Genomic DNA, 26,052 nt, shown 5'->3' on the forward strand with positions numbered 1-26,052 from the left:
CACCGCGCCATGCTGCGTGCGTCACGATCATGCAGCCGCTCCGCATGCGGGTTACATTGCAGGTCCTGCCGCCCTTTCCCGATTGCCCATGAGCCGATTGCCCTACCTCGATCACGACGCGCTGCTGACACTGACGGACGAAGCGGCGCACGTCACGCAGTCGTGCACGTGCACGAAGACCTCGCTCGCCGGCTGGACGACCCTGCCGCTGTCGCTGCCGGACACGCAACTGATCGAAGTGGCCACGCTCGCGCCGCCGGGCGATGCCGAACCGACCTACGCGGAATATCATCCGGCCGGCACGCGCTATGCATCGGACGACGCGCCGATCGCGCCGCGTCATTTCCCGTACAACCGCTGCACCGTCAGCCGCTGCCGCACGTGCGGCCGCCTGTTCCTGCGCTACCAGGAAGGCGGCGGCTACTTCATCGACCAGCGCATCCGCGCGCTCGATCCGGCGCTCGTCGTCGACGCGTGACCGCGCAACGCAGGGGGGGTTCGAGCGCGGTGCTCGGCGACGACACCGATCTCGCGGCCGCGCGGCGGCAGCTCGATCGATTTCAGGGCTTCCATCAGCGCGACGCGAGAACAGCCCTCCCGCCGCAGGACGCCGCAGCGCAGCCCGGAAAATGAAACGGGCGGCTCGCTGGCCGCCCGTACGATGAACCGGAAGCAAACCCGCCGGCGCCCGCCATCATGCGGGCGTCCCTGGCATTCAGCGCGCCGCCACCGGCTTGCCGAACCCGCCGAGGATCTTCTTCTCGAGCGCGATGTAATCGCGGCCGAAGTGGTGATCGCCCTGCGTCTTGATCACGTCGGCGCCCGTGTTCGCGAGTGCCGGGCACATCGTGTCCGTCTCTTCCGCGCCATAGAAGCACTGCACGAGCGTCGGCGGCACCTTCGCGATTTCCGGCGCGACCTTCAGCGCCTTGTCGCTCGCGGGCATGCCGAGCCAGCCCGTCACGCGGATCTGGAAATCGGCCGACGGCGCGAAGCCGAGCAGCGACATCACCGCGACCTTGTCGCGCAGGTCGGCCGGCAGCCGGTTGTACGCGAACGGCATCACGTCGGCGCCGAACGAGTAGCCGACCAGCGCCACGCGGCTCGCATGCCAGCGCGCCATGTAGGTGCGCATCACGCGGGCCAGGTCGCGACTCACCTGGGCCGGCGGCTTCTCGCTCCAGAAATAACGCAGGCTGTCGATGCCGACCACCGACACGCCGTCGCGCTGCAGCGCCTCGGCGATCGTCTTGTCGAGATCGCGCCAGCCGCCGTCGCCCGAGATCACGATCGCGAGCCGGTCGCTGCCGCCCTTGGCCGGCAGCTCGACGAGCGGCAGGTCGGACACGTCGAGCTCGTCGCTGCTGCCGCTGGTGTCGCGCAGGTGCGACGTGACGAGCGACACCAGCTTCGCGGTGTCGCCCGCGGCCGCCGTTTCGACGAAGCCCGGCATCGCGCGGCGCACGATCGTCGGATCGGGCGGGCACGGCTTGAAGCGCGGATCGAGCTTCGCGGCCGGACCGACCGCGACGACGCCGGCGATCGTGTTCTCCGGCGCCATCGCGAGGATCTGCTTCGCGATCGCGCCGCCCTGGCCCACGCCCGCGACGATCGGCGTGAAATAGCGCGACGACTGCGCGAGACGTTCGAGCTGATGGCTGACCGCCTCGGCGTCGCCGTCGAGGTGATGGCAGGTCTCCTGCTTCGCGGCGAGATTCGCCGCGTAACGCCCGGAATCGACGCCGACCGTCATCGCACCGGCTTTCGCGAGCGCGTCGGCCGCCTGCTGATCGGCGGCATGCCAGCCGGCCTCGCGCGAGAACAGCACGACGAATCCGCGCAGCGGCCCGCTCGGCTTGGTCACGGTCACGGACCCGTAGCGGCCGCCGGACACGGTTTCGGCTTTCACGTCGGCCGGCTGCGCGGCGCACACGGCGCCGGCCAGCATCATTCCCGCGCAGGCGACTGCCGCCCGCGCGCTTACCTTCTTCAACATCATGAACGCCGACCTCCAGCCAGCAATGACAGATCCGCCAGCGTGACGAACACGCCGACCGAGCCCGAGGCCGCGAGATAACGCGGCTCCCAGTGCGGTTCGAACTTGCTCTTGAAAGCGCGCAAGCCGCGGAAGTTGTAGAAGCGGCCGCCGAAGCGCCAGACCATCAGGCCGAGCCGGTGGAACGGCGACGGCATCTTCGCCGCCCCCATTCCCGAGAACGGCGCGATGCCCAGGCTCAGCTTGCGGAAACCCGCTTCCTTCAGATGCAGCGCGAGCTGCGTAAACAGATACTCCATCGCATACGGCGATGCGTCCGGCAGATGGCGCATCACGCCGACCGTCGCCTCCGTGTTGAGGTCGGTCGTCATGAACGTGACGAACGCGATCGGCTTGTCGGCCTGCCGCACCAGCATCACCGACTGCGTCGACAGATAGCCGTCGTGGAACGCGGCCACCGAGAAACTTTTCTCGCGCGCATCGCGGCTGTCGAGCCAGCCGTCCGAGATGTCGCGCAGCGCCGGCAGCGCGGCCGGCACGTCGCCCGGCGCGATCACCTCGACCGTCAGCGCATCCTTGTCGCCGCGACGCAGCGCATAGCGCAGGTGCGAACGGTTCGATCCCTTCAGGTCGAACTGGTCGAGCGCGATATGCGCTTCTTCGCCGAGCTTCATCAGCGTGAGCCCCGCATCGAGATACAGCGGCAACGCGTTCGCGCGCACCTGGTAGAACGCCGCGCGGCCGCTGTGCGCATGCGCGAGCGCAATGAACTTGCTGATCAGCGCCGGCCACTCTTCGCGCGGCCCGACCGGGTCGTGCAGCGCGGCCCACGTGCGGCCGTTCTTCGCGTACATCAGGAACGCACGGCGCGATTCGGAAAACAGGAACGACTTGTCGCCCATCAGCGCGAGACCAGCATCGCTGCATTCCTGCGCGCGGATGATCTGCTCCGCGTCGATGAGGTCCTGCTCGGCGGGCTTCACGAAACGGCCGGGGGCGGGACGCAGCAATTGCCACAGCGCGAACAGCGCGACGAATACGCCGGCGGCGAGCGTCGCGCGCAGCGCCCGCGGCGCGCGCGCATCGAACGAGAAATGCGACCACAGATCGCGCGTGTAAGGCACGTCGCGGAATGCGAAGAACAGCACCCACACGGCCAGCATCAGCACCATCGCCACCGACACGAACCAGCTCACCGTGAAGCGTTCGGCAAGCAGCGACGAATGTCGGTTGAACCGGCGGCGGCTGACGAGCAGCAGCACGAGCAGCGTGCCGAGCACGCCTGCCTCGACGAATGCGAGGCCCTTGGCCAGCGACAGCGCGAGACTCGCGAGCGTCAAGGCAAATGTCATCCACCACGCGCCGTCGAGCCGGCGCAGCAGCCCGCGCGCGACGAACAGCAGCGCGACGCCGAGCACGCTGCAAATCACCTGCGAGCCTTCGAGCACCCACAGCGGCACGATGTGGCGCAGGATCGCGATCCGGTGCCAGAACGCGGGCGTCGCGCTCGAGATCACCAGCATCCCGCCGACCGCGAAGGTCACGAGGCTCAGGAACACCGGCGCCAGTTGCGACACGCGCACGGCCTGCCGCGTCACGAGCCGGCGCCGCAGCGCGCGGCCCTCGAAGCCGGCCAGCAAGCCGGCCGACAGCACGAGCGGCACGCCGAAATAGATCGCGCGATACGCGATCAGCGCGGCGACCATCGCGTGCGCGGGCACTTCGCGGCCCAGCGTGAAGACCATCGCCGCTTCGAACACGCCGATCCCGCCCGGCGTATGGCCGATCATCCCGAGCAGCAACGCGGCCGCATAAACGGTGATGAAGGTCGGGAAGCCGACGGGAGCCGCCGGCAGCAACACCCACAGCGTGAGGCCCGCGGCAACGACGTCGAGCACCGCATAGACGACCTGCGCGACGAGATCGCGCCGCGCCGGCACGTCGAACGACAGCCATTTGAAGCGCGTGACGACCGGGCGCGCGGTGTTGCCGCACAGCACGACCAGCGCGGCGAGCGCGATGAGCAGTGCCGCGCCCGTCCACGTGAGCACGCCGGGCACGACGTGCAGCATCGCGGCGAGCGCCTCCGGCACGCAGACCATGCCAACCGCCGTCATCAGCACCATCGCAAGCGCCAGCGTGCCGCTCGTGAACACCGTCATCCGGCCGATCTGGGCGGGCGTGACGCCCGACACGCCGTACACGCGCGCGCGCACCGCGCCGCCCGTCAGCGCGCCGAAGCCGGTCGCGTTGCCGAGCGCGGAACCGGCAATCGCGCCGATCCACAGCGCGACGCGCGGCACCCTGGCCGCGACATAACGCAGGCCGACCGCATCGCGGGCGACGAGCGCGAGATAGCTGAGGGCCGTCGCGGCCAGCGACGCGCCCCACTCGCTGGCGGACATGTGACGCAACTGGCGAATCACCGACCGGTAGTCGACGGATTCCGACAGATGCTGGAAAACCACGATCAGCAGCAGGCCGATGCCGAGCGCGAGCAGCGGCGACAGCACGCGCTCGTTGCGGATCAGCGCCCGGGCACGGGCGATCACCGCCTCGGCACGGCCGGGCGAACCAGGGTGGCGGGAAGACATAACGTGTTCAGTGGTGGTGCATAGCGTGTCGCGGCGCGGGCTGGCCGGGCGGCGACGTATCTGGTTGTTCTGCATGGGCGGCCGGCCGAAGACGGGCTCGAGGCGCCTGGATCAGAACTTACGAGTATACGGAACTTATATTACAGAATCTTTCACGTCGCCTTTGTGCGGATTTGTGGTTTCTCGCGCATCGAAACGCATAAAGAAACCGGGCGTCCCACGAACGCAAGGTGCGCATCATACCGGGAACCGGGGCGGTTTTTTCATCGGATGAATGACTTGTGATGCATTTGGGCGGAATCTGCCGCGCCGGGCCCGGCGGGCGAGGACGAAAACGCGACGGCGCGGCGCATTTCGGAATGGCGGCGGATTGATTCGGCGCGTTCATTCCGGCGCGCCACCGGTACGGAAATACGCCACTACGCGTCACTTCGCCCGCTCATGCTCCCCCAAACCGATCGCCTTGTAATCGTAAGTCGGATAGAACTCGGTCCGGTACGCGCCCCACGCCGTATCCTCGAGCACGCGATTGACCTCGCGCAGCCGCGACGCCGGCAGTCGCAGCACGACGATCTGCCCGATCCCCATCGTCACGGTCCAGCTCACGACCTCGACGCCCGGCGGCGGAAACGCCTTGTAGAAACCCTGCTTCGCGAGTTGCGCGTTCAGCTCGGCCAGCGGACGGGACTGGTCGTGTTTCAGGAAAACCGTCAGCAGTATCGCGTTGTCGGGGGTCGCCGCCGCCGAGCCGGCCGGCACGGTCGACGTCGACGTCTGGCCGACGGCGGGCACGCTACCGATTGCGACAGCAGCCAGCGCCGTGGCAATCAAAAGGGTTCGAATCGGGAAATACGGGAATGCCGTCATCACGCGACTCCATGGCTTCGTGGCTGGAGCCGCCATCATGCACCGCCCAATCCATTGCTGCAGTGACCGGGGCCGATGCGATTACGCCGCGCCCGCGCCTTCGCGCTCGCGCAGCACGTCGATGAACGCGCGCAGCTTGGCCGGCACGTGCTTGCGGTTCACGTAATACAGCCACATTGGCGGCAGCGTCCGGCACGCGCCGGGCAGCACCTCGACGAGCGTGCCGTCGCGCAGGTCCTGCTCGATCCTCTCGCGCACGAACGCGAACGCGATGCCGACACCGACCCGCGCCGCGTCGATCACCGCATCGTCGTCGTTCGTCACGAACACGCCGTCCGGATCGAGATCGACATCGCGGCGCCCGTCCTGCAGCAGCCACTTGTGCAGGCGCCCGCTCTCCGAAAACCGGAAACGGATGCACGCATGCTGCGCCAGCGCGGCGATCGACTCGGGCGTGCCGTGCCGCGCAAGATAGGCCGGCGACGCGACCAGCGCACACGTCAGCGCCGGCGCGATCCGCACGCCGATCATGCCCGGCTGCAATCGGTCGGCCAGGCGAATCCCCGCATCGAAGCCATCCTTCGCGATGTCGACGAGTTCGTTGTCGTAGCGGATTTCGAGCCGGACTTTCGGATAGCGCTCGCGGAACGTGGCGAGCACCGGCGCGATCACGAGCAAGCGCGCGAGCGGCAGCGCGGTCACGCGCAGCAGCCCGTTCGGCTCGCTGCGCGCATCCTTCAGTTCGTCGCGTGCCTGCATGACCTGCCGGTAAGCGGGTTCGGTCTGCCGCCAGTAGCGCTGGCCGGCTTCGGTGAGGCTCACGCCGCGCGTGCTGCGGTTGAACAGCTTCACGTTGAGTTCGCCCTCGAGTTGCCCGATCGCCAGGCTGACGGCCGCCGGCGTCAGGCCGAGCGCGGCCGCGGCCCGCGTGAAGTTGCCGGCCGTCGCGACGGTCATGAACACGTGCAGCCCGGCCATCGGATCGCGTCTGCTCATCGTTTGTCCATCATTAAAAAAACTTGAAACTGCTTCGAGAAGAATGCGGATTCTCCCATATACCGCAACTGCCTACACTGGCGCTGTCGTCCCCTCGGAGCCTCGCATGAACCCGCTCACCGCCGCACTCCCGCTGCCGCTCGCCGTCGCCCGCCGCACGGTCGACGCGGCGCTCGCGCATGCCGTATCGCTGCAGGTGGCCGGCGTCGCGATCGCCGTCGTCGATGCCGGCGCGAACCTGCTCGCGTTCGTGCGTACCGACGACTGTTTTCTCGGCGCGATCGATCTCGCGCAGCGCAAGGCGCTGACGGCGGTGCGCTTTCGCGCGTCGACCGGTGCGCTCGGCGCGATGTCGGGCGACGGTCCGCTGCGCGGCATCGAACACAGTCACGGCGGGCTCGTCACGTTCGGCGGCGGCGAGCCGCTCGTCGACGGCGACGGGCGCTGCGTCGGCGCGATCGGCGTCTCGGGCGGCAGCGTCGACGAAGACACCGCGATCGCGCGGCACTGCCGCGACCTTTTTCAGGCAACCCTTCACACCACAAGGTAAGCACATGACACGGAAACGCATCCTCATCACCGGCGCGGGCACCGGCTTCGGCCGCGAAGTCGCGCTGCGGCTCGCCGAACGCGGTCACGACGTGACGGCCGGCGTACGCACGGCCGTCGAGATCGACGCACTGACGGACACCGCCGCGCAGCGCGGCACCCCGTTGCGTGCGGTGAAGCTCGACGTCACGTCGGCCTACGATCGCGCGCGCGCCGCCGAACTCGCCATCGACGTGCTCGTGAACAACGCGGGCGTCGGCGAAGCCGGTGCGCTTGTCGACCTGCCGGTCGAGATCGTCCGCGAGCTGTTCGACGTGAACGTGTTCGGGCCGCTCGAACTCACGCAGCAGATCGCACGCGCAATGCTCGCGCGCAAGCACGGCAAGATCGTGTTCGTGTCGTCGATCGCGGGGTTGATCACGGGGCCGTTCACCGGCGCGTACTGCGCGTCGAAGCACGCGGTCGAATCGGTGGCCGAGGCGATGCACGCGGAACTGGCGCCGCACGGCATCCGCGTCGCGGTCGTGAACCCGGGCCCGTACCGCACCGGCTTCAACGACCGGATGATGGAAACGACGCGGCGCTGGCACGATCCGGCCGTGCATACCGTGACGCCCGAGCGGCTGGCGTTCCCGCTCGAACAGCACGACCCGGAGGAAATGATCGCGAAGATGGTCGACGTGATCGACAGCGACGGCGGCGCGTTCCGCAACCTGCTGCCGGCTTCATCGGAAGCGTTCGTGCGCGCCGAGCAGGCGCGTGCGTGGGAGCGGCAACAGTAAGCCGGCGGCGAAGCAGCGGGCCAACGCAACGGCCCGCCGCTCACGCGATTCAGTACACGTCCCGCATGTAGCGCCGCGCCTTCGAAAGCCGCGCGACGTAGTCGTTCGCGGCTTCGTCCGACATGCCGCCGTGCCGGGCGACGATCGCCTTCAGCGCCGTATCGACGTCCTTGGCCATCCGCGCGGCGTCGCCGCACACGTAGAAGTGCGCGCCCTCTTCCAGCCACGCGAACAGCTCGGCGCCCTGCTCGCGCATCCGGTCCTGCACGTAGACCTTGTCGGCCTGGTCGCGCGAGAACGCGAGATCGAGCCGCGTCAGGAAGCCGCTGTCGCGCATCTCGCTCAACTCGTCGCCGTAGTAGAAGTCGGTCTGCGCGTGCTGCTCGCCGAAGAACAGCCAGTTGCGCCCGCGCGCGCCGCGCGCCCGCCGCTCGTGCAGAAAGCCGCGGAACGGCGCGACGCCGGTGCCCGGGCCGACCATCACGATCGGCACGTCGCCGTTCACCGGCGGCCGGAAATGCGCGGACTTCTGCACGAACACGGGCACGCGGCCGTCGTCCGCGCGATCGGCGAGGAACGTCGACGCGACGCCTTTGCGCGCGCGCCGGCCGTTGTGATAACGCACGGCCGACACGGTCAGGTGAATCTCGCCCTCGTGCGCGCTCGGGCTCGACGCGATCGAATAGAGGCGTGGCTGCATGCGCTTGAGCATGCCGACCAGCTCCGCGCCCGACAGCTCGACCGGGTATTCGTGCAGCACGTCCGCCAGTTGCTGCCCCACAGCCATTGCTTGAGGTCGCCCTTGCGATCCTCGCCGAGCAGCGACTTCAGCGCGCCGTTCGCGCTGCGCGACGCGATGAAGGCCAGCGTGTCGGGATGCGGGCGCGTGATGTCGAAGTGGCGCGCGAGCGCGTCGCCGAGCCGGATCTCGCCGACACCCGCGACCGACACGGGCGCATCGGCCTTCAGCGCGGTGACGGACAGCAGTTCGTCGACCAGTTCCGGACAGTTGGTCGGCCATACGCCGAGCGCGTCGCCGGTTTCGTATTCGAGGTTCGCGCCCTGGGTCGACAGCGATACGTAGCGCGTGTCTTTTGCCGCGCCCGGCCGGTTCAGCCGCAGGTTCGCGACGAGCTTCGACGGCGCCGGATGCGCTTTCGTCGGCAACAGCCCCGACGGGCTCAATCCACCGGACGGCACCGCGTGCAGCGCGGCATCGGCCTCCTTGATGCGCGCGACGACGCGCTCGAGCCACTGATCGGCATCGTGCTGGAATTCGACGTCGCAATCGACGCGTGCGCACAGGCGCGCCGCGCCGAGTTCCGCGAGCCGAGCGTCGAGCCGGCGGCCGTGGCCGCAGAACTGGTCGTAGTTGCGGTCGCCGAACGCGAGCACCGCGAAATGCACGCCGTCGAGGCGCGCGGCGCTGCCGGCCTGCAACGCGTCCCAGAACTCGCTGCCGTTGTCCGGCGCATCGCCGTCGCCGAACGTGCTCGTCATCAGCAGCACGTATTGCGCGCCGGCGAGCGACGCGACCGGATAGTCGGACATGCACGCGGTGCGGATCTCGAAGCCCGCGTTCATCAGCTTCGTCGCGTAATCCTCGGTCAACGATTCGATATTGCCGGTCTGCGACGCCCACAACAACGTGACCTTCGGGCGCGGGCGCACGATGCGCACGCCGCCGGCCGCGGCGGCGTCGGCCGGCAGCGCGGGCGCGGCAGCGGTCTGCGCACCGGCAGGCACGGAGCGGCTGAACAGGCCCGCGAGCATGCCGTCGAGCCAGAACCGCACGGGCGGCGTCAACGGCGCGCCGGCCGGCAGCACGGGCACGCTGCCGTCGCGACGGCCGGCGCTCGCCTTCAGTCCGCTGACGAGGCCGGCCACGTACAGCCGCTCGGTGTCGGTCAACGGCGGCGGCGCGAGATCGGCGACGCCGAGCGCGGCCGCGAAAGTGTCGATGTCTGCCATGTCGGATTCCTGTGAAGCCGTGATCGGCGAGATCGCGGGCGCGGGCGGTGCATCGTCCGCGCGTGCGTCGGCGCGCGCCGTGTCGTCGTCGGCCGACGCGAACGCGTCCGTGTCGACGCGCGTCAGCGCGACCGCGCAGTATTTCAGTTCGGGTTGCTGCGATTCCGGGTCGATCGCGTCGTTCGTCACCGCGTTGATGCACAGGTCATCGCCGTACACGTCGTTCCAGTGCATCGGCGCGAAGCAGTTGCCGCGCCGCACGCGGTCCGTCACGACGGCCGGCAGCACCGCGCGGCCGCGCGCCGAACGAATCTCGACGCTGTCCTTCGCGGCGATGCCCAGCGCGCTCGCATCGTCCGGGTGCAGTTCGACGAACGGGCGCGGGTTGAGCTTGTTCAGCATCGCGACCTTGCCGGTCTTCGTCATCGTGTGCCACTGATGCTGCAACCGCCCGGTGTTCAGCACGATCGGGAACGTGTCGTCGGGCAGCTCGGCCGGATCGACGTGCGGCCGCGCGAAAAAGCGCGCCTTGCCCGCCGGCGTCGGGAACGTGATGCGCGGCGCGTCGCCGCCGTCGGCTGCCAGGCGCAGCGGCTGGCTCACGCCGTCGTTCAGGTAGCGAATCGGGTGCCGCTCGCGCGCGGCGCCCGGCGCGACCGGCCACTGCACGGGCCCGTCGCGCAGCGCCGCGTGGCTCGCGCCGCGCAGGTCGTAGCCGGTCGCCGGATTCGAGAAGCGCACGATCTCGTCGAACACGTCGGCCGCCGACGCATAGTCGAACGCGTCGCCGAACCCCATCGCACGCGCGACTTCCGCGACGATGCGCCAGTCGGGCAGCGCGTCGCCGGGCGGCGCGACCGCCGCGCGCATCAGCGTCATGTTGCGCTCGGAATTGATCATCACGCCGTCGCCTTCGGCCCACAGCGCGCCGGGCAGCAGGATGTCGGCGTAGCGATTGGTCTCGGTGTCGAGGAACGCGTCCTGCGCGATCACGAGCTCCGCGGCCTGTAACCCGGCGATCACGTTGCGCCGGTTGGGCACGGTCGCGACCGGGTTCGTGCAGACGATCCAGCACGCCTTGATGTCGCCGGCCGCCATCCGCTCGAACAGGTCGACCGTGCCGTTGCCGGTGTCCTGGCGCAGCGTGCCGGCGGGCACGCGCCACAGGTTCTCGACGAAGCGGCGGTCGTCGTCGGACGCCACCGAGCGCTGGCCCGGCAGCCCCGGCCCCATGTAGCCCATCTCGCGGCCGCCCATCGCGTTCGGCTGGCCGGTCAGCGAGAACGGCCCGCTGCCCGGGCGACAGATCTTGCCGGTCGCGAGATGCAGGTTGCAGATCGCGTTGGTGTTCCACACGCCGTGCGTGCTCTGGTTGAGCCCCATCGTCCAGCAGCTCATCCATTCCTGCGCGTCGCCGATCCATTGCGCGGCCGTGCGGATGTCGGCTTCCGCGAGCCCGGTGATCTCGGCGACCCGCTCGGGCGTGTAGTCGGCGAGAAACGCGGGCATCGCGTCCCAGCCTTCGGTGCAGGTATCGATGAACGCGGCGTCGGTGCGCCCGTTCGCATGCAGCAGGTGCAAGAGCCCGTTGGTCAGCGCGAGATCGGTGCCCGGCCGGATCTGCAGGAACAGGTCGGCCTTGTCGGCGGTGCCGGTGCGGCGCGGATCGACGACGATCAGCTTCGCGCCGGCCTTCACGCGGTCCATCATCCGCAGGAACAGGATCGGGTGACAGTCGGCCATGTTCGCGCCGATCACGAAGAACAGGTTCGCGCGATCGAAGTCCTGGTACGACCCGGGCGGCCCGTCCGCGCCGAGCGACTGCTTGTAGCCGGTGCTCGCGCTCGCCATGCACAGCCGCGAGTTCGACTCGATGTTGTTGGTGCCGACGAAACCCTTCGCGAGCTTGTTGACGAGGTACTGCGCCTCGATCGACATCTGCCCCGACACGTAGAACGACAGCGCATCGGGCCCGTGCGTATCGAGCACCGCGCGCAGCCGCCGCGCGGTCTCGGCGATCGCGTCGCGCGCCGGCAACGGCACGAGGTCGTCCTCGCGCGCGCGGCGCACGAACGCGCGGTCGAGCCGCCCCGAGCGGCGCAGCGCGACGTGCGCCGACGAACCCTTCGTGCAGAGCCGCCCGAAGTTGGCCGGATGGTCGGCGTCGCCGGATACCTTGACGACTTCGCCGTCCTCGACGTGCAGCACCATCCCGCAGCCGACGCCGCAGTACGGGCACACGCTCTTGACGGGGGTGGCGGTCATGCGTGCTCCCGGGCGTTCAGGCCGCGATCCATACGAAGCCGTCCTCGACCCGCGACGGATACGCGTTCACCGATTGCTCGGGCGCTTCCAGGCATTCGCCGGTCCGCAGGTCGAAGTGCTGCTTGTACAGTGGCGACGCAACGACGACGCGCTCGCCGAGGCTGCCGATCAGCCCGCGCGACATCACCGCGGCCTGCGACACGGGATCGACGTTGTCGATCGCGAACACGCCGCCGTCGGCATGCGCGACGTGAAACACGGCGACCTGCTCGCCGTTGACGAGCGCGCACACGCCGGTGTTCGGCACGATGTCGTCGAGCGGGCACACGCGGGTCCAGGACAGCGGAAGACGATCGTTCATGATGGGCTCCTTTGAAAGACGGGGGTGTCGGTCGGGGGTCAAACGGTCGCGGGTTCGGCGACGACCGGAATCGCCACGGGCTTGCCGCCCGCGCGCTCGGCGGGCGTCGCGGGCCGGATCTGGCCGCGCGTCTCGACGAATTCGATGGTCGTGTCCGGCGCGTCGCTGTTCACGAAGTGGCGGAAGCGCTTGCGCGTCTCCGGATCGGTGACGGCGCGCTTCCATTCGCACTCGTAGGTGTCGACCACGTGCTGCATGTCGGCTTCGAGCTCGGCCGCGATCGCGAGCTTGTCGTGCACGACGACGTCGATCAGGTAGTCGAGGCCGCCTTCGAGGTTGTCGCGCCACACGCTGGTGCGTTGCAGCCGGTCGGCCGTGCGCACGTAGAACATCAGGAAGCGGTCGATATAACGGATCAGCGTGTCGCGATCGAGATCGGACGCGAGCAGTTCCGCGTGGCGCGGCTTCATCCCGCCGTTGCCGCACACGTACAGGTTCCAGCCCTTCTCGGTCGCGATGATGCCGACGTCCTTGCCTTGCGCTTCCGCGCACTCGCGCGTGCAGCCGGACACGCCGAACTTGATCTTGTGCGGCGCGCGCAGCCCCTTGTAGCGGTTCTCCAGGTCGATCGCGAGGCCGACCGAATCGTCGACGCCGTAGCGGCACCACGTCGACCCGACGCACGACTTCACGGTGCGCAGCGCCTTGCCGTACGCGTGCCCCGATTCGAAGCCCGCCGCGATCAGTTCCTCCCAGATCGACGGCAGCTGCTCGACGCGCGCACCGAACAGGTCGACGCGCTGGCCGCCCGTGATCTTCGTGTACAGGCCGTATTTTTTCGCGACCTGGCCGACCGCGATCAGCCCTTCCGGCGTGACTTCGCCGCCCGGCATGCGCGGCACGACCGAATACGTGCCGTCGCGCTGGATGTTCGCGAGGTAGTAGTCGTTCGAATCCTGCAGCCCCGCGTGCTCCTTCTTCAGCACGAACTCGTTGAAACACGACGCGAGGATGCCCGCGACGGCCGGCTTGCACACGTCGCAGCCGAGACCGCGGCCGTGCTTGTGCAGCAGTGCGTCGAACGTCGTGATGCGCTCGACGCGGATCAGGTGGAACAGCTCCTGACGCGAATACGGGAAGTGCTCGCACAGATGGTTGTTGACCGCGAGGCCCTGCTTCTTCATCTCGGCCTTCATGATCTGCGTGACGAGCGGCACGCAGCCGCCGCACGACGTGCCGGCGCCCGTGCAGGTCTTCAGCGCGCCGAGGCTCGTCGCGCCGTCGGCCACGGCCGCGCAGATCTGCGACTTCGACACGTTGTTGCACGAGCAGATTTGCGCGCCTTCCGGCAGCGCGTCGACACCGATCGCCGGCTTCGCGGCGCCGTCCGACGACGGCAGGATCAGGAATTCCGGCGACTCGGGCAGCTCGATGCGGTTCAGCATCATCTGCAGCAGCGTGCCGTACTCGGCGGCGTCGCCGACCATCACCGCGCCGTGCAGGAACTTGCCGCAGTCGGACACCACGAGCTTCTTGTAGACCTGGCGGCGCTCATCCGCGTACTGGTAGGTGCGGCTGCCGGCCGTCGTGCCGTGCGCGTCGCCGATGCTCGCGACGTCGACGCCCATCAGCTTCAGCTTCGTGCTCATGTCGGCGCCGGCGAACGCGGCCGCCGCCGCTTCGTCGGCGTCGCCCGCGAGCTGCTTCGCGACCACGCGCGCCATGTCGTAGCCGGGCGCGACGAGGCCGTACACCGTGCCGTTCCAGGCCGCGCATTCGCCGATCGCATAGATGTCGGCGTCGCTCGTGCGGCACGCGTCGTCGATCGCGACGCCGCCGCGCGGACCGATGTCGAGCCCGCACGCGCGGGCCAGTTCGTCGCGCGCGCGGATGCCGGCCGAGAACACGATCATGTCCGTGTCGAGATGCGTGCCGTCGGCGAACGCCATCCGGTGCGCGCCTTCCTCACCGTCGACGATTTCGAGCGTGTTCTTGCCGGTATGCACGGTCACGCCGAGCGCCTCGATCTTCGAACGCAGCATCCGGCCGCCGCCGTCGTCGACCTGCACGGCCATCAGGCGCGGCGCGAATTCGACCACGTGCGTATCGAGCCCCATGTCGCGCAGCGCCTTCGCGCATTCGAGGCCGAGCAACCCGCCGCCGATCACGACGCCGCGCTTCGCGTGCGCGCCGCACGCCTGCATCGCCTCGAGATCCTCGATCGTCCGGTACACGAAGCAGCCCGCGCGCTCGCGGCCCGGCACCGGCGGCACGAACGGCCGCGAGCCGGTGGCGAGCACCAGCTTGTCGTACGCGAGCGTTTCGCCCGATGCGAGCGTGACCGTATGCGCGGCGCGGTCGATCGATGCGACCTGCGCGTTCAGGCGCAGGTCGAACTGCGGATGACGCTCGAAGAAGCCCGGTTCGACCAGCGACAGGTCGTCCGCCGACTTGCCCGCGAAGAATTCCGACAGGTGCACGCGATCGTAGGCCGGGCGCGGTTCCTCGCCGAGCACGGTGACCTGCAGCGCGCCTGCCGTGCCGGCCGCGCCGGCTTGCGCCGCGACGCATTCGAGGAGCTTGTGGCCGACCATGCCGTGGCCGATGACGATGAGTTTCATGATGACGGTTCCTTCGGTCGATCAGTTCGCGGCGCCGGCGGCGGCCAGCGCGCGATCGCGCAGCTCGGCTTCGCGCGCCTTGTGTTCTTCGCTGAAGCGCACGGCCATCGCGCACAACGCGGTCGCGGTCACCGCGAGGCCGAGCAGGCTCAGCGTCTGCTGCACGTCGCCGACACCCTTCAGCAGGAAAGCCGCGGCCACCGCGCCGACGTTGCCGCCCGCGCCGACGATCCCCGCGACGCCGCCGAGCGCCTTGCGGTCGATGAACGGCACGAGCGCGTAGGTCGCGCCGCACGCCATGTGCGTGAACAGGCCGAAGGCCAGCATCGCGACGAGGGCCATGCCGATGCCTTGCGCGTGCGAGAACCAGATCAGCCCGAGCCCTTCGCCGATGATCAGCGCGCACAGCAGCGTCGCGCGCACGTCGAGGCTGCGGCGGGCAGCGATCTTGTCGGACAGCCAGCCGCCGAGCGCGCGCGCGAACAGGGCGAGCAGCCCGAACATCCCGACCGCGAAACCGGCGTCCTTCAGCGACAGCTTGAAGTGATCGACGTAGTACAGCGCGGCGATGTTGTGGATGAACACCTCGACGCCGAAGCACGCGCCGTACGTGACGAACAGCATCCATACGCGGTAGTTGCCGCAGGCCCTGAAGAAGCTCGCCCAGCCGCCCTTCTTGCCGCTGTCGACCGTCACGCCCTGCTTGCGCAGCGCGACGAAATCGCCTTGCGGGCAGTCCTGCGTGAAGCGCCAGTACGCCCATGCCATCGCGAGCATCGCCACGCCCGGCACGACCAGCGCGATGCGCCACGACGAATCCTCGCCGAAGCCGAGCATCAGCCCGGCGGCGACGAGCAACGGCATCAGCGCCTGCGTCGCGCCCGCGCCGGCATTGCCCCAGCCGGCCGTCGTCGCGTTCGCGGTGCCGACCACATTCGGCGCGAACATCACCGACGTGTGGTATTGCGTGATCACGAAGCCCGCACCGATCGCGCCGATGCCGAGCCGGCAGATCAGGAACCACAGGTAGTCGTGCGTGAACGACACGGCGAACACGGGAATCGCGCCGAGCAGCAGCAGGCCCGCGTACACGCGGCGCGGGCCGAAGCGGTCGCACAGCGGGCCGACCAGCAGCCGCACGGCGATCGTCGCGGCCACCGCGGCGATGTTGATGTTGGCGACTTGCGCCGCCGTGAGATGGAATTCGCGCGCGATCAGCGGCATCAGCGGCGCGCACGCGAACCACGCGAAGAAGCAAACGAAGAACGCCATCCACGTCAGATGGAACGCGCGCATCGGCGCGGTGCGGAGGCTGAAGAGATCGATACGGGTAGCTTTGTCGGTCATGTCATCCGCCAAACGAAAAACGGCGTCCTGCGCACCCGGTCTCGTCGAGACCTGATACGTAGGACGCCGTTGCCCATGAAGCCCGTTGCCGGGCGCGTCGGTATTCGGTACTGCGGACGGATCGCCATTGACCCGTCCGAACGAGCTAACGCAAGCGACGTGCCATGTCCGCGTCGATCACGCCGCGCGCCCCACCGCACAAGGCGCAGCGGGCATCGGGCACGTCACCGCGGCGCGCGGTGCGCTCTCCGTCGCGATGCACCGGGGCACAGATGTGGTGCGCTGCAGCACTGTCGTCGTGCGGCATCGCGTGCGCGCGGACGGGGCACGATGCACACCGATGCGGCATGGCGACCGCGCGCGCGTGGCGAGCACATGCGCGCTCGCGGCCATCGCACGGTGCGCGGCGCCGCGCCCAGGCCGCGTCGTCGCGCCGGTTGGCCCGGATATTGCTGAACCTTCGTCACACCGGCAACGGCGCCGGTGGGCAGTCCCCGCAAACCCTGCTCGCCCGTCACCGCGAGCCCTTCAGGACAACGGCGTCCCTCCGTGCACGGCACGGCCGGATGCCGGTGCGTTTCGACCGCCTCCGCCGCCGAGCAACAACGCGACATCAGACCGCCGCAGCGATGCGATGCGGCACAGGAACACGACATGACGACAGGCAAAGTCACGCTGCTGGGCGCCGGCCCCGGCGATCCCGATCTCCTCACGCTGAAGGCGGTGAAGGCGCTGGCCGCCGCCGACGTGCTGCTGCTCGACGATCTCGTCGCGCCCGGCATCGTCGAACTCGCGCCGCGGGCGCGCGTGATCCGTGTCGGCAAGCGCGGCGGCTGCCGCTCCACGCCGCAGGCGTTCATCGAGAAACTGATGCGCCGCTACGCGCTGCGCGGCGCGCACGTGGTGCGCGTGAAAGGCGGCGACGCGCTGCTGTTCGGGCGCGCTGGCGAGGAACTCGCGACGCTGCGCGCGGCCGCGATTCCGGTCGAGATCGTCAACGGCATCTCGGCGGGATTCGCCGCCGCCGCGAGCCTCGGCATCTCGCTCACGCACCGCGAGCACTGCCAGGGCGTCACGTTCGTCACCGCGCACCGCCAGGATCATGGCGAACCCGACTGGGCACGGCTCGCGGCGACCGGCACGACGCTCGCGATCTACATGGGGATGAGCCGCGTCGACAGCATCGCGGCGGGCCTGCTCGCCGCGCTGCCCGCGTCGACGCCGGCGGCGGCCGTGCAATGGGCCGGCACGCCCGACGAACGTCGCTGGACCGGCACGCTGGGCACGCTCGCGCGCGGCATCGAAGCCGAGCGGCTGGGCAGCCCGGCCGTGATCCTCGTCGGCGGCGCGATCGGCGCAGCAGCCGCGCAAGGCGCGAGCACGGCAACCGGCGCGGCGCTTGCGCGAGCCGCCTGACATGCGCGGTATCGCACGGCTTCGGCCGCTTCCCGGTTCCTGCCCCTCCGGCCGCGCATGCGGCCTGCGTGCATCGTCCGCCCCCTGCATCGACGCGTCCCTGCCCCTGTTGCCCGCCTCATGAGTTCGTCCGCCCTGCCCACCCGCCTGCGCGTGCTGCTCGTCACCGACACCGACAAGCCGATCGGCGAACTCGGCGACGCGCTCGCGCGCCTCGGCTACGAGATGCTGAACGACGTCGCGACGCCCGCGCGCCTGCCGGCGGCCGTCGAGGAGCAACGCCCCGACGTCGTGATCATCGATACCGATTCGCCGTCGCGCGACACGCTCGAACAGCTCGCCGTCATGCATGCGACCGCCCCGCGCCCCGTGCTGATGTTCAGCCACGACGCCGACCAGGAACTGATCCGCGCGGCGGTCGGCGCGGGTGTCAGTGCGTATCTCGTCGAAGGGTTGTCGGCCGAGCGTCTCGCGCCGATTCTCGAAGTCGCGCTCGCGCGCTTCTCGCACGACGATGCGCTGCGCCGCCGGCTGGCCGACGTCGAGCGCGAACTCGCGGAACGCAAGCTGATCGACCGTGCGAAACGCGTGCTGATGGACCAGCGCAAGCTCTCCGAACACGATGCGTATGCGGCGCTGCGCAAGCGCGCGATGGATCAGGGCCTGCGCATCGTCGACGTCGCGCGACAATTGCTCGACGCGTCACCCCAGCCATGAGTGCCATGCATACCTCTCCTCCCGCCGCGCCGGAACGCGCGCATCTTCGCCTCGGGTTCGTCGCGCTCAGCGACGCGGCCCCGCTGATCGTCGCGCAGCGCCTGAACCTCGGCGCGCGTCATGGCCTCACGCTCGAATTGAGTCGCCAGCCGTCGTGGGCGGCCGTGCGCGACAAGCTGCTCAGCGGCGAGCTCGATGCCGCGCACGCGCTGTACGGGCTCGTCTGCGGGCTGCAGCTCGGCATCGGCGGCCCGCAGGCCGACATGGCCGCGCTGATGGTGCTGAACCGTAACGGCCAGGCGATCACGCTGTCGCGCGGCCTCGCCGACGCGTACCGCGAAACCGCCAACGTGCGCGCCGCGTTCGCGACGCTCGGCCGCAAGCCGCTGCTCGCGCAGACCTTTCCGACCGGCACGCACGCGATGTGGCTGAACGCGTGGCTCGCGTCGCACGACGTCGATCCGCTGCGCGACGTGCGCAGCGTCGTGATCCCGCCGCCCGAAATGGTCGCCGCGCTCGCGGGCGGCGAGCTCGACGGCTTCTGCGCGGGCGAGCCGTGGCACGCGGTGGCCGAAGCGTGCGGCGCCGGCCGCACCGTCGCCGTCACGAGCGAGGTCTGGCCCGATCATCCGGAGAAGGTGCTCGCGACGCGGCGCGATTTCGTCGCGCTGTATCCGGCCACCGCGCGTGCGCTGGTCCGCACGCTCGTCGATGCGTGCGCGTGGCTCGACAGCCCCGCGCACCGTCGCGAGGCGGCCGACTGGCTCGCGTCGCCCGACGCGCTCGGCGTGCCGGCCCGGCTGATCGCGCCGCGCCTGCTCGGCGACTACGGCGCGGGGCCGTTCGCCACGCCGCCGCTGCCGATCCGCTTTCACGACGGCGGCGCGGTGAACCGGCCCGATCCGCGCGAGGGCCTGTGGTTCCTGTCGCAATACCGGCGCTGGGGCATGCTCGACGGCTCGCACGACGACGCGGGCATCGCCGCGGCGATCGCGCAGACCGCGTTGTATGATGCTGCGGTCGCCGAAGGCGGCGCAGCGGGCCCGTCGCAGGCGTAGGGCGTAGCCGTAGGCGCACCGCGCAGTGCAGCCGGTGCGCGCCGGGGTCACGCCGAGCCGGCGGCCTTGCCGCTGCCCGCCTGTGCCGCCCATGCCGCTCGCACGGCACCGCCTTGCCACTCCGTCCCCGCTCCGAATCGATGCCGAAACGAACGCGCGCGCCGCTCGACGTGCTGCTCACCGAAATCCGCGCGTGCCGTGCATGCGAAGCAGACCTGCCGCTCGGCCCGCGCCCGGTCGTGCGCGCGCATCGCGACGCACGCATCCTGATCGTCGGGCAAGCGCCGGGCGCACGCGTCCATGCCAGCGGCATTCCGTGGGACGACGCGAGCGGCAAGCGGCTGCGCGGCTGGCTCGGCGTCGACGCCGACACCTTCTACGACGAGACGCGCTTCGCGATCGTGCCGATGGGCTTCTGCTACCCGGGCCGCGGCGCGAGCGGCGACAACCCGCCGCGCCCCGAATGCGCGCCACTGTGGATGGACCGGCTGCTGGCCGAACTGCCGTCGGTCCGGCTCACGCTGCTGATCGGCCAGTACGCGCAGCGGCATTTCCTGCGCGGCGCGCGCAAGGCGACGCTGACCGACACCGTGCAGGCTTGGCGCGACTACGGCCCCGCGATCCTGCCGCTGCCGCATCCGTCGCCGCGCAACCAGGCATGGTTCAAGCACCATCCGTGGTTCGACGCCGAGGTCGTGCCCGAGCTGCGGCGCCGGATCGCATCGCTCGCGGCAGGCTGACCGGGGACGCGGGGCCGCGCCCGTCCCCGTCGCGCCCGGTTCGCTGTACCATCGCGGCTCAACCGCGTCACGAACAACACGATCCTTCATGCCCTCCACCGCCCCGCCGCGCCTGTACGGGATGCCCGAACGCAGCGACCGGCTCGACTTCTACATCCGCGACCAGGCGTCGCGCCAGGCAATCACCGAGCCGCACCGGCACGCGTATTTCCAGATCCAGTTCAACCTCGGCGGCGACACCGAGCAGCGCATCGGCGGCGTCACGCGGCCGTTTCCGCGCGGCGCGCTCGCGTTCGTGCTGCCGCACCGCGAGCACCTGATTCCGCATCCGGAAGGCGCGCACTTCATCGTGATCAACTTCAGCCAGGCGTTCCTGCGCGCCGATCTCGACGTCGATCCGCTCGATCTCGAGGACGTGCCCGCGCACCGCTTCCCCGAGCTGACGCCGTTCCGTTTCCAGGAGCACCTCGATTTCATCCTGACCGGCGATACGTACGACGAAGCGCGGCGCCTCGCGCTGTGCATGCTCGATGCCGATCGCGTGCGTACGTTCGGCTCGACCACGCTGCTGCGCGGCTATCTGCTGCAGCTGATCGGGCTCGTCTGCACACAGTACGCGGGCGCGCTCGACAAGCTCGCGCAGCGCGGCGCCCAGCGTGCCGGCCGGCGCGACGCGCTGGCCCGCGTGCTGCGCCACGTGCGGGCGAACCTGACCCGCGAGGACCTGACGCTCGCCGCGACCGCCGAAGCTGCGTTTCTGTCGCCGAACTACCTCGCGCACCTGGTGCGCAAGGAAACCGGCAGCACCTTCACCGATCTCGTGACCGATCGGCGGATCGCGCTCGCGCAGTCGCTGCTGGCCCACACCAGCCGGCGCATCGCGGACATCGCCCGCTCGGTCGGCTTCCGCGACGAAGGGTATTTCGCGCGGCGCTTCCGCGCGCGGGTCGGCGTGTCGCCGAAGGCGTACCGCGACGCGAACGCCGCATTGCCCGCCGCCGACGACACGCAAGCGGCCGCCGACGCGTAGTTTTGTCCCGGTAAAACGCAGTTGCGTCGCATCCCGGCGCACGCGCGTCGGGTATCGTTGCACGCATGCCGGCCGGTGCGCCGGCCATCCGTCTTCCTACCGAACGAGGCCCATCCGATGTCCGCCTATGTCATCGACGCCGCCGAGCGTCCTTCCGTCGAAGTCGAACAGTCGTCCGCACGTTTTCCGGTGCGCCGCGTCTTCTGCGTCGGCCGCAACTACGCCGACCACGCCCGCGAAATGGGCGCCGACCCCGAGCGCGAACCGCCGTTCTTCTTCACGAAGCCGGCCGACGCGATCGTGCCGGCCAGCGGCACGATCGCCTATCCGCCGCTGACGAACGATCTCCACCATGAAATCGAGCTGGTCGTCGCGATCGGCAAGGACGGCCGGTCGATCGACCCGGCCGACGCACTGTCGCATGTATGGGGCTACGGCGTCGGCGTCGACCTCACGCGCCGCGACCTGCAGGCCGAAGCGAAGAAGCTGAGCCGGCCGTGGGACTGGGCGAAGGGTTTCGACGCGTCGGGCCCCGTGACCGCGCTGCGCCCGGCGGCCGCCACCAGCCATCCGGCCGCCGGCCGCATCTGGCTCGCGGTCAACGGCGACACGCGCCAGCAAGGCGACCTGGCCGACATGATCTGGGCCGTGCCCGACGTCATCGCGTACGTGTCGCGGTCGGTCGAGCTGAAGGCCGGCGACCTGATCTTCACCGGCACGCCGGCCGGCGTCGGCGCGCTGCAGCCGGGCGACCGCGTGACGGGCGGCGTCGACGGCGTCGCGACGTTCGAATTCGTGGTCGGCGCGAAGCCGTAACGCGCCATGCAGGGCGGCCGCCTGCCCGGGCCGCTCAGGCGATACCGCGTTGCCGGTCAGTCGTAGCGGCGCAGGAACGCGTCGGCGACGGCCGGCGGATTCAGCGCTTTCGCCGACGCGTTTTCCAGCGCCTCGGCAGCGTCGTCGTCGCTGATCGACACGAACAGCGTGATGGCCGCCCGGTCGTCGCCCGTGCCGAACACGCCGTCGCGATCGAGCAGCCGCAAGGCCTCGATCATGTCGGTGTGCAGTTGCCGGGAAAATTCCGCGAAGCGCGACCGGACGAACTGCGGGCTCAGCACCTCGTCGGCCAGCCGGCCACAGATCGCGTTGAACGGCGAGGCCTCGGCCGCCGCGTACGCCCACTCGGCCACGCCCCACACGAACCACGGATCGTCGTCCGCCACCGCCTGCTGCGCGCGGACCCGGCGCAGCCCCTCGACCGAATTGGCGGCCGGCACCACCGTCATCGCGCCGCTGTCCGTGTACAACGCGAACGTATAGAAATGCTCGTCCGGGTGCAGCGCCCGCAGCGCCCTGAAGGTCGCCCTCGCGGCATCGGCAATATCCCGCTGGAAATCAGAAAAGTCGCTCATCGCATCCTCGTCCAGTCGCCCTGCGCGCTCGTCGGGGTACGCGGCGCGCGGATCGTGCGTCGTGTCCCGGCATGCGGCGGATTGTCCGTCATTCCGCCGCACGCCGGTACCGGGGCGCACCCGCGCTCACCGTCCGGCGTCCTGCCCGTCGAACGCCCGCCCGCACCCGGCGGCCGCCAGCGCGATCGCCGCCGACAGCAGCATCATCGCGAGCGGCAGGTAGCCTGCGTTACGCGGGGTCAGCAGCGCGCCCGTCAGCGACGACAGCGCGGCGCCGCCGCCGATCGTCATCGCGCCGGCCAAGCCCGACGCGCTGCCCGCCAGTTCCGGGCGTACCGACACCGCGCCCGCATGGGCGCCGGGATTGCTCAGACCGTTGCCGACGCCGACCAGCACGCACGGCCCGAACCACGCGAGCGCATGGGTCACGCCGCCGAACAGCAGCGCAAGCCCGATCAATGGCCCCGCACACGCGACGATCCGCCCGCACAGGATCGTCGCGGCCAGCGCATGGCGGCGCGCGACCCGCGCGGCCAGAAAGCTGCCGCAGACGAAACCGGCCGTGATCGTCCCCATGTAGAAGCCGATCTCCGCGGGCGGGATGCCGAACAGTGTTGTCGCGGCGAGCGGCGCGCCGGCCAGGAACGCATAGAACGCGCCCGTCGAGAACGCCATGCACAGCGCATAGGCCCAGAAACGGCGCGCACGCAGCAGCGCCGGATACGCGCGAAGCTGCTGCCCGAAGCTCGACGGCCGGCGCGTATGGGTTTCGGCGAGATCGCGCACGCACCAGGCCAACAGCGCGGTGCCGACTACGGCCAGCAGCCAGAAGCTCGCGCGCCAGCCGACCGTCTCGTCGAGCGCGCCGCCGAGCGTCGGGCCGAGCATCGGGGCGAACGCGGCCGCCATCGCCGCGTAGCCGATCCGGCTCGCCGCGCGCGCCCCGCCGCCGCTGTCGCGGATCGCCGCCATCGACACCGGATAGACCGACGTGATCGCCGCCTGCATCAGCCGGCAGCCGAGAAACACGTGGATATCGGTCGCCATCGCGCAACCGAGCGAACCGAGCGCGAACAGCGCGACGCTCGTCAGCACGATCGGCCGGCGCCCGAACCGGTCGGACAGCGGCCCCGTCACGCATTCGAGCGACGCGGCCACCGCCGCATAGCCGCCGAGCGACAGCGCGACGAGCGCATAGTCGGTATGCAGGTCGCGCACGATCGCCGGCAGCGACGGCAGGAACAGGCTCAACGGCAGCACGGACAACGCGCACAGCACGATCAGCGTGGCGTGCCGGGGTGACGCCGGGTCGGAAGTGGTCGACAGGTTCGATGACAAGCGGATGCCCTCCCGCGCACGGGCCGCGCGGCCTTGCGCAACACAAAAAAAAGCCCCCGAACGAGTCGGGGGCGCATGGGTGCCGGCGCGGTGCCGCTACCGGACCCTGCGCCTGTGGACGACTACGATGAAGCAAGTGGTTTTCATGCCGAATGGCTCCTGAATACGTGGCGGACCGCTCGCGGTACCCGACGATGTTAGGCGGACGACAACCGCCGCGTCAACGCGCTACCGCGTGCGCACCGACACGAACTTCCGCGCGTTGTTGCGCTGGATCAGCACGGCGATCACGTTGCCGCCGCTCGCTTCGAGCATCGGCACGTCGTCCGGCGTCTCGAGCAGCGTGTCGTTGAGTTCCAGCACGACGTCGCCCGGCTGGATGCCGGCGCGCGCGGCCGGGCCGTGCACCGCGTCCACCATCATCCCGACCGCGAGCCCCGTCGACCGGCGCTCGGCGTCGCTCAGCGCGTGCATCGTCAGGCCGAGGCGATCGCCGTGGTCGCCTGCATCGCCGGTGCCCGGCCCCGGCTGCGCGGCGGCCTTCGGCGCGGCCATGCCGACCGTCGCGGGCGTACCGCCGCCCGCGTCGTCGGCGCCGGTGATCGTCAGCGTTACCGGCGCACGGTTGCGGATCACCCGTAGCGGCGCCTTGCCGCCGGGCGGCAGCGCGGCGGCAAGGTCGTTCAGTTCGGCCGAACGGCCGATCGCCTTGCCGCCCATCTTCACGATCACGTCGCCGGGCTTCAGGCCGGCCGCGGCGGCCGGCGAGCCGGGCGCGACGCCGTTGACGAGCGCGCCTGCCGGACGCGGCAGCCCGAACGCCGCGGCCAGACCGACGCCGACGTCCTGCACGTCGACGCCGAACGCATTGCCCGACGGCGCATCCGGCGCGGGCGCCTGAGCCTGCTGCGCCTGCATCTGCGCCTGCTGTTGCGCGCGCAACTGGGCACGCACCTTGGCCGCGAATGCGATCGGGATGGCGAACGTCGTGCTCGCGTAGCGGTCGGCGCCCGGATAGACCTGCACCGCGATGCCGATCACGTCGCCCGCGCGATTGAACACGGGGCCGCCGGAGTTGTCCGGGTTCGGCGCGATGTCGGTCTCGAAGAACGGGAATGCGCTGCCGTCGGGCAACCGCCGCGACGTCGCGCTGACGATGCCGGCCGTGACCGTATTGCCCGATCCGTCCGGCGCGCCGATCGTCATCACCGGTTCGCCCGCGCGGACTTTCGACGAATCGCCGATGCGCACGAACGGCAGCTTCGTCGCGTCGACGCGCAGCACGGCGACATCGCTTTGCGGATCGACGGCCAGCACCGTCGCCTTGAATTCGCGGCGGTCGGTGAGCCGCACCGTCACGTCGGTCGCCTCGTCGACCACATGGGCGGACGTGAGGATCAGGCCATCGGCGCTGACGATGAAGCCCGAACCGCTGCCGGACACCGCACGCGGTGCCGCCGTATCGGGTGCCGGCGCCTGCGGCCCCTGCGCGGGCGGCGGCGCGCCGTGCCGGAAGAACGCGGCGAGCGGATCGTCGGGATCGAGCGCGGCAAAGGCCGGCCCGCCGGTTTGCGGATCGGGTGTGGCGGCCAGGATGGTCACGACCGCCGGGCCGTAACGTTCGACGATTGCCGGGAAATCGACCGGCATCGCGTAAGGCGCGGCGGGTGGCCGCGCCTTCATCGCCGGCGGGGCGGCGTGTGGCGCGAGGGTGCCGGCAACGGCGGCGGGCAGCGGCAAACATCCGGCAAACACGCCCCCGATCAACGCGGTGCGAAGCACGGCGCGAGCAAGCGTCTGGCAAACCACGGTGCCACCTCCCCCGGCAGCCGCGACGCCCCCCTGCGCGAGACGCGCAGGCGCCCGACAAGCACCGGTACACGCCTCCATTTATAGCCCACGTGCCGGTCGGAACATACGAATCGAAACCCGTATGCCGGGAGGCGTCGTGGCGGCGGAACCGCGAAGGCATTCGTTTCGAACAAAGTGCGC

At 70.1% G+C, this 26,052-nt stretch carries 21 protein-coding genes; 9 read left to right on the plus strand and 12 right to left on the minus strand.

Annotated features, from left to right (window positions below; translation table 11 throughout):
* Positions 1 to 88 precede the first annotated feature (88 nt).
* On the plus strand, positions 89 to 478 hold the full coding sequence (locus SY91_RS20985; RefSeq protein WP_043888106.1) for a hypothetical protein: 390 nt from the start codon (positions 89 to 91) through the stop codon (positions 476 to 478).
* Positions 479 to 715: 237 nt separating this feature from the next.
* On the opposite strand, the gene SY91_RS20990 is transcribed toward SY91_RS20985, so the two are convergent.
* The 4 genes from SY91_RS20990 to SY91_RS21005 form a co-directional block, all read right to left on the minus strand.
* Entirely contained in the window at positions 716 to 1,999 is a 1,284-nt protein-coding gene (locus SY91_RS20990; protein ID WP_023477084.1) for a virulence factor family protein, read from the minus strand.
* Positions 1,996 to 4,590, minus strand: a complete 2,595-nt coding sequence (mprF, locus tag SY91_RS20995) for a bifunctional lysylphosphatidylglycerol flippase/synthetase MprF (RefSeq protein ID WP_034174767.1) — start codon at positions 4,588 to 4,590, stop codon at positions 1,996 to 1,998. Before mprF ends, SY91_RS20990 begins: the two co-directional genes overlap by 4 nt.
* Before the next feature lie 426 nt (positions 4,591 to 5,016).
* Positions 5,017 to 5,457 (minus strand): hypothetical protein, encoded by a 441-nt coding sequence (locus SY91_RS21000; protein WP_023477082.1) that lies wholly within the window; start codon positions 5,455 to 5,457, stop codon positions 5,017 to 5,019.
* An 81-nt stretch (positions 5,458 to 5,538) separates the two neighbouring features.
* Entirely contained in the window at positions 5,539 to 6,453 is a 915-nt protein-coding gene (locus SY91_RS21005; protein WP_023477081.1) for a LysR family transcriptional regulator, read from the minus strand.
* Positions 6,454 to 6,559: 106 nt separating this feature from the next.
* Between SY91_RS21005 and SY91_RS21010 the strand changes: the two genes are divergently transcribed.
* A complete protein-coding gene (locus SY91_RS21010; RefSeq protein WP_034174766.1) occupies positions 6,560 to 7,003 on the plus strand; it encodes a GlcG/HbpS family heme-binding protein in 444 nt (147 codons plus the stop codon).
* A gap of 4 nt (positions 7,004 to 7,007) precedes the next feature.
* Positions 7,008 to 7,784, plus strand: a complete 777-nt coding sequence (locus tag SY91_RS21015) for an SDR family oxidoreductase (protein WP_006478934.1) — start codon at positions 7,008 to 7,010, stop codon at positions 7,782 to 7,784.
* A 49-nt stretch (positions 7,785 to 7,833) separates the two neighbouring features.
* Here the strand turns inward: SY91_RS21015 and SY91_RS35595 are convergent, their stop codons facing one another.
* Genes SY91_RS35595 through SY91_RS21035 form a run of 5 tightly spaced genes read right to left on the minus strand, consistent with a single transcriptional unit; the run spans position 7,834 to position 16,349 of the window.
* Positions 7,834 to 8,520, minus strand: coding sequence for a hypothetical protein (locus SY91_RS35595; protein ID WP_409557536.1), 687 nt, complete (start codon positions 8,518 to 8,520; stop codon positions 7,834 to 7,836).
* Positions 8,421 to 12,020: a molybdopterin-dependent oxidoreductase gene (locus tag SY91_RS21020; protein ID WP_409557535.1), complete on the minus strand. Its 3,600-nt coding sequence runs from the start codon at positions 12,018 to 12,020 to the stop codon at positions 8,421 to 8,423. Before SY91_RS21020 ends, SY91_RS35595 begins: the two co-directional genes overlap by 100 nt.
* A gap of 16 nt (positions 12,021 to 12,036) precedes the next feature.
* Positions 12,037 to 12,381, minus strand: a complete 345-nt coding sequence (gene nirD, locus SY91_RS21025) for a nitrite reductase small subunit NirD (RefSeq protein WP_006478931.1) — start codon at positions 12,379 to 12,381, stop codon at positions 12,037 to 12,039.
* 38 nt (positions 12,382 to 12,419) lie between these two features.
* Positions 12,420 to 15,002, minus strand: coding sequence for a nitrite reductase large subunit NirB (gene nirB, locus SY91_RS21030; RefSeq protein ID WP_023477079.1), 2,583 nt, complete (start codon positions 15,000 to 15,002; stop codon positions 12,420 to 12,422).
* Between the two features lie 21 nt (positions 15,003 to 15,023).
* On the minus strand, positions 15,024 to 16,349 hold the full coding sequence (locus SY91_RS21035) for an MFS transporter (protein ID WP_006478929.1): 1,326 nt from the start codon (positions 16,347 to 16,349) through the stop codon (positions 15,024 to 15,026).
* Between the two features lie 654 nt (positions 16,350 to 17,003).
* Between SY91_RS21035 and cobA the strand changes: the two genes are divergently transcribed.
* The 6 genes from cobA (at position 17,004) to SY91_RS21065 (ending at position 22,126) form a co-directional block, all read left to right on the plus strand.
* Positions 17,004 to 17,765, plus strand: coding sequence for a uroporphyrinogen-III C-methyltransferase (cobA, locus tag SY91_RS21040; protein WP_023477076.1), 762 nt, complete (start codon positions 17,004 to 17,006; stop codon positions 17,763 to 17,765).
* 120 nt (positions 17,766 to 17,885) lie between these two features.
* Positions 17,886 to 18,482: an ANTAR domain-containing response regulator gene (locus SY91_RS21045; protein WP_012339886.1), complete on the plus strand. Its 597-nt coding sequence runs from the start codon at positions 17,886 to 17,888 to the stop codon at positions 18,480 to 18,482.
* Positions 18,483 to 18,487: 5 nt separating this feature from the next.
* Positions 18,488 to 19,540, plus strand: a complete 1,053-nt coding sequence (locus tag SY91_RS21050) for a CmpA/NrtA family ABC transporter substrate-binding protein (protein WP_011547601.1) — start codon at positions 18,488 to 18,490, stop codon at positions 19,538 to 19,540.
* A gap of 140 nt (positions 19,541 to 19,680) precedes the next feature.
* Positions 19,681 to 20,280 (plus strand): uracil-DNA glycosylase family protein, encoded by a 600-nt coding sequence (locus SY91_RS21055; RefSeq protein WP_006478925.1) that lies wholly within the window; start codon positions 19,681 to 19,683, stop codon positions 20,278 to 20,280.
* Positions 20,281 to 20,368: 88 nt separating this feature from the next.
* Complete coding sequence (locus SY91_RS21060; RefSeq protein ID WP_006478924.1) at positions 20,369 to 21,310, plus strand: helix-turn-helix transcriptional regulator; 942 nt, start codon at positions 20,369 to 20,371, stop codon at positions 21,308 to 21,310.
* 117 nt (positions 21,311 to 21,427) lie between these two features.
* On the plus strand, positions 21,428 to 22,126 hold the full coding sequence (locus tag SY91_RS21065; protein ID WP_023477075.1) for a fumarylacetoacetate hydrolase family protein: 699 nt from the start codon (positions 21,428 to 21,430) through the stop codon (positions 22,124 to 22,126).
* A gap of 56 nt (positions 22,127 to 22,182) precedes the next feature.
* Here SY91_RS21065 and SY91_RS21070 read toward each other — a convergent pair whose 3' ends face one another.
* The 3 genes from SY91_RS21070 to SY91_RS21080 form a co-directional block, all read right to left on the minus strand.
* On the minus strand, positions 22,183 to 22,722 hold the full coding sequence (locus SY91_RS21070) for a DUF4303 domain-containing protein (RefSeq protein WP_043888111.1): 540 nt from the start codon (positions 22,720 to 22,722) through the stop codon (positions 22,183 to 22,185).
* Between the two features lie 126 nt (positions 22,723 to 22,848).
* The gene (locus SY91_RS21075; RefSeq protein WP_023477073.1) at positions 22,849 to 24,060 is read right to left on the minus strand and encodes an MFS transporter; all 1,212 of its coding nucleotides are present in this window, start codon (positions 24,058 to 24,060) and stop codon (positions 22,849 to 22,851) included.
* A gap of 228 nt (positions 24,061 to 24,288) precedes the next feature.
* The gene (locus tag SY91_RS21080; protein WP_185921345.1) at positions 24,289 to 25,869 is read right to left on the minus strand and encodes a trypsin-like peptidase domain-containing protein; all 1,581 of its coding nucleotides are present in this window, start codon (positions 25,867 to 25,869) and stop codon (positions 24,289 to 24,291) included.
* Between the last annotated feature and the right edge of the window lie 183 nt (positions 25,870 to 26,052).

Origin of the sequence: Burkholderia cenocepacia (assembly GCF_014211915.1) — a bacterium.
GTDB lineage: Bacteria > Pseudomonadota > Gammaproteobacteria > Burkholderiales > Burkholderiaceae > Burkholderia > Burkholderia orbicola.

Bases quoted from the DNA above. Each gene is read 5' to 3' on its own strand.
- SY91_RS20985 (WP_043888106.1), top strand. From the start codon at position 89: ATGAGCCGATTGCCCTACCTCGATCACGACGCGCTGCTGACACTGACG.
- SY91_RS20990 (WP_023477084.1), bottom strand. From the start codon at position 1,999: ATGATGTTGAAGAAGGTAAGCGCGCGGGCGGCAGTCGCCTGCGCGGGA.
- mprF (WP_034174767.1), bottom strand. From the start codon at position 4,590: ATGTCTTCCCGCCACCCTGGTTCGCCCGGCCGTGCCGAGGCGGTGATC.
- SY91_RS21000 (WP_023477082.1), bottom strand. From the start codon at position 5,457: ATGACGGCATTCCCGTATTTCCCGATTCGAACCCTTTTGATTGCCACG.
- SY91_RS21005 (WP_023477081.1), bottom strand. From the start codon at position 6,453: ATGAGCAGACGCGATCCGATGGCCGGGCTGCACGTGTTCATGACCGTC.
- SY91_RS21010 (WP_034174766.1), top strand. From the start codon at position 6,560: ATGAACCCGCTCACCGCCGCACTCCCGCTGCCGCTCGCCGTCGCCCGC.
- SY91_RS21015 (WP_006478934.1), top strand. From the start codon at position 7,008: ATGACACGGAAACGCATCCTCATCACCGGCGCGGGCACCGGCTTCGGC.
- SY91_RS21020 (WP_409557535.1), bottom strand. From the start codon at position 12,020: ATGACCGCCACCCCCGTCAAGAGCGTGTGCCCGTACTGCGGCGTCGGC.
- nirD (WP_006478931.1), bottom strand. From the start codon at position 12,381: ATGAACGATCGTCTTCCGCTGTCCTGGACCCGCGTGTGCCCGCTCGAC.
- nirB (WP_023477079.1), bottom strand. From the start codon at position 15,002: ATGAAACTCATCGTCATCGGCCACGGCATGGTCGGCCACAAGCTCCTC.
- SY91_RS21035 (WP_006478929.1), bottom strand. From the start codon at position 16,349: ATGACCGACAAAGCTACCCGTATCGATCTCTTCAGCCTCCGCACCGCG.
- cobA (WP_023477076.1), top strand. From the start codon at position 17,004: ATGACGACAGGCAAAGTCACGCTGCTGGGCGCCGGCCCCGGCGATCCC.
- SY91_RS21045 (WP_012339886.1), top strand. From the start codon at position 17,886: ATGAGTTCGTCCGCCCTGCCCACCCGCCTGCGCGTGCTGCTCGTCACC.
- SY91_RS21050 (WP_011547601.1), top strand. From the start codon at position 18,488: ATGCATACCTCTCCTCCCGCCGCGCCGGAACGCGCGCATCTTCGCCTC.
- SY91_RS21055 (WP_006478925.1), top strand. From the start codon at position 19,681: ATGCCGAAACGAACGCGCGCGCCGCTCGACGTGCTGCTCACCGAAATC.
- SY91_RS21060 (WP_006478924.1), top strand. From the start codon at position 20,369: ATGCCCTCCACCGCCCCGCCGCGCCTGTACGGGATGCCCGAACGCAGC.
- SY91_RS21065 (WP_023477075.1), top strand. From the start codon at position 21,428: ATGTCCGCCTATGTCATCGACGCCGCCGAGCGTCCTTCCGTCGAAGTC.
- SY91_RS21070 (WP_043888111.1), bottom strand. From the start codon at position 22,722: ATGAGCGACTTTTCTGATTTCCAGCGGGATATTGCCGATGCCGCGAGG.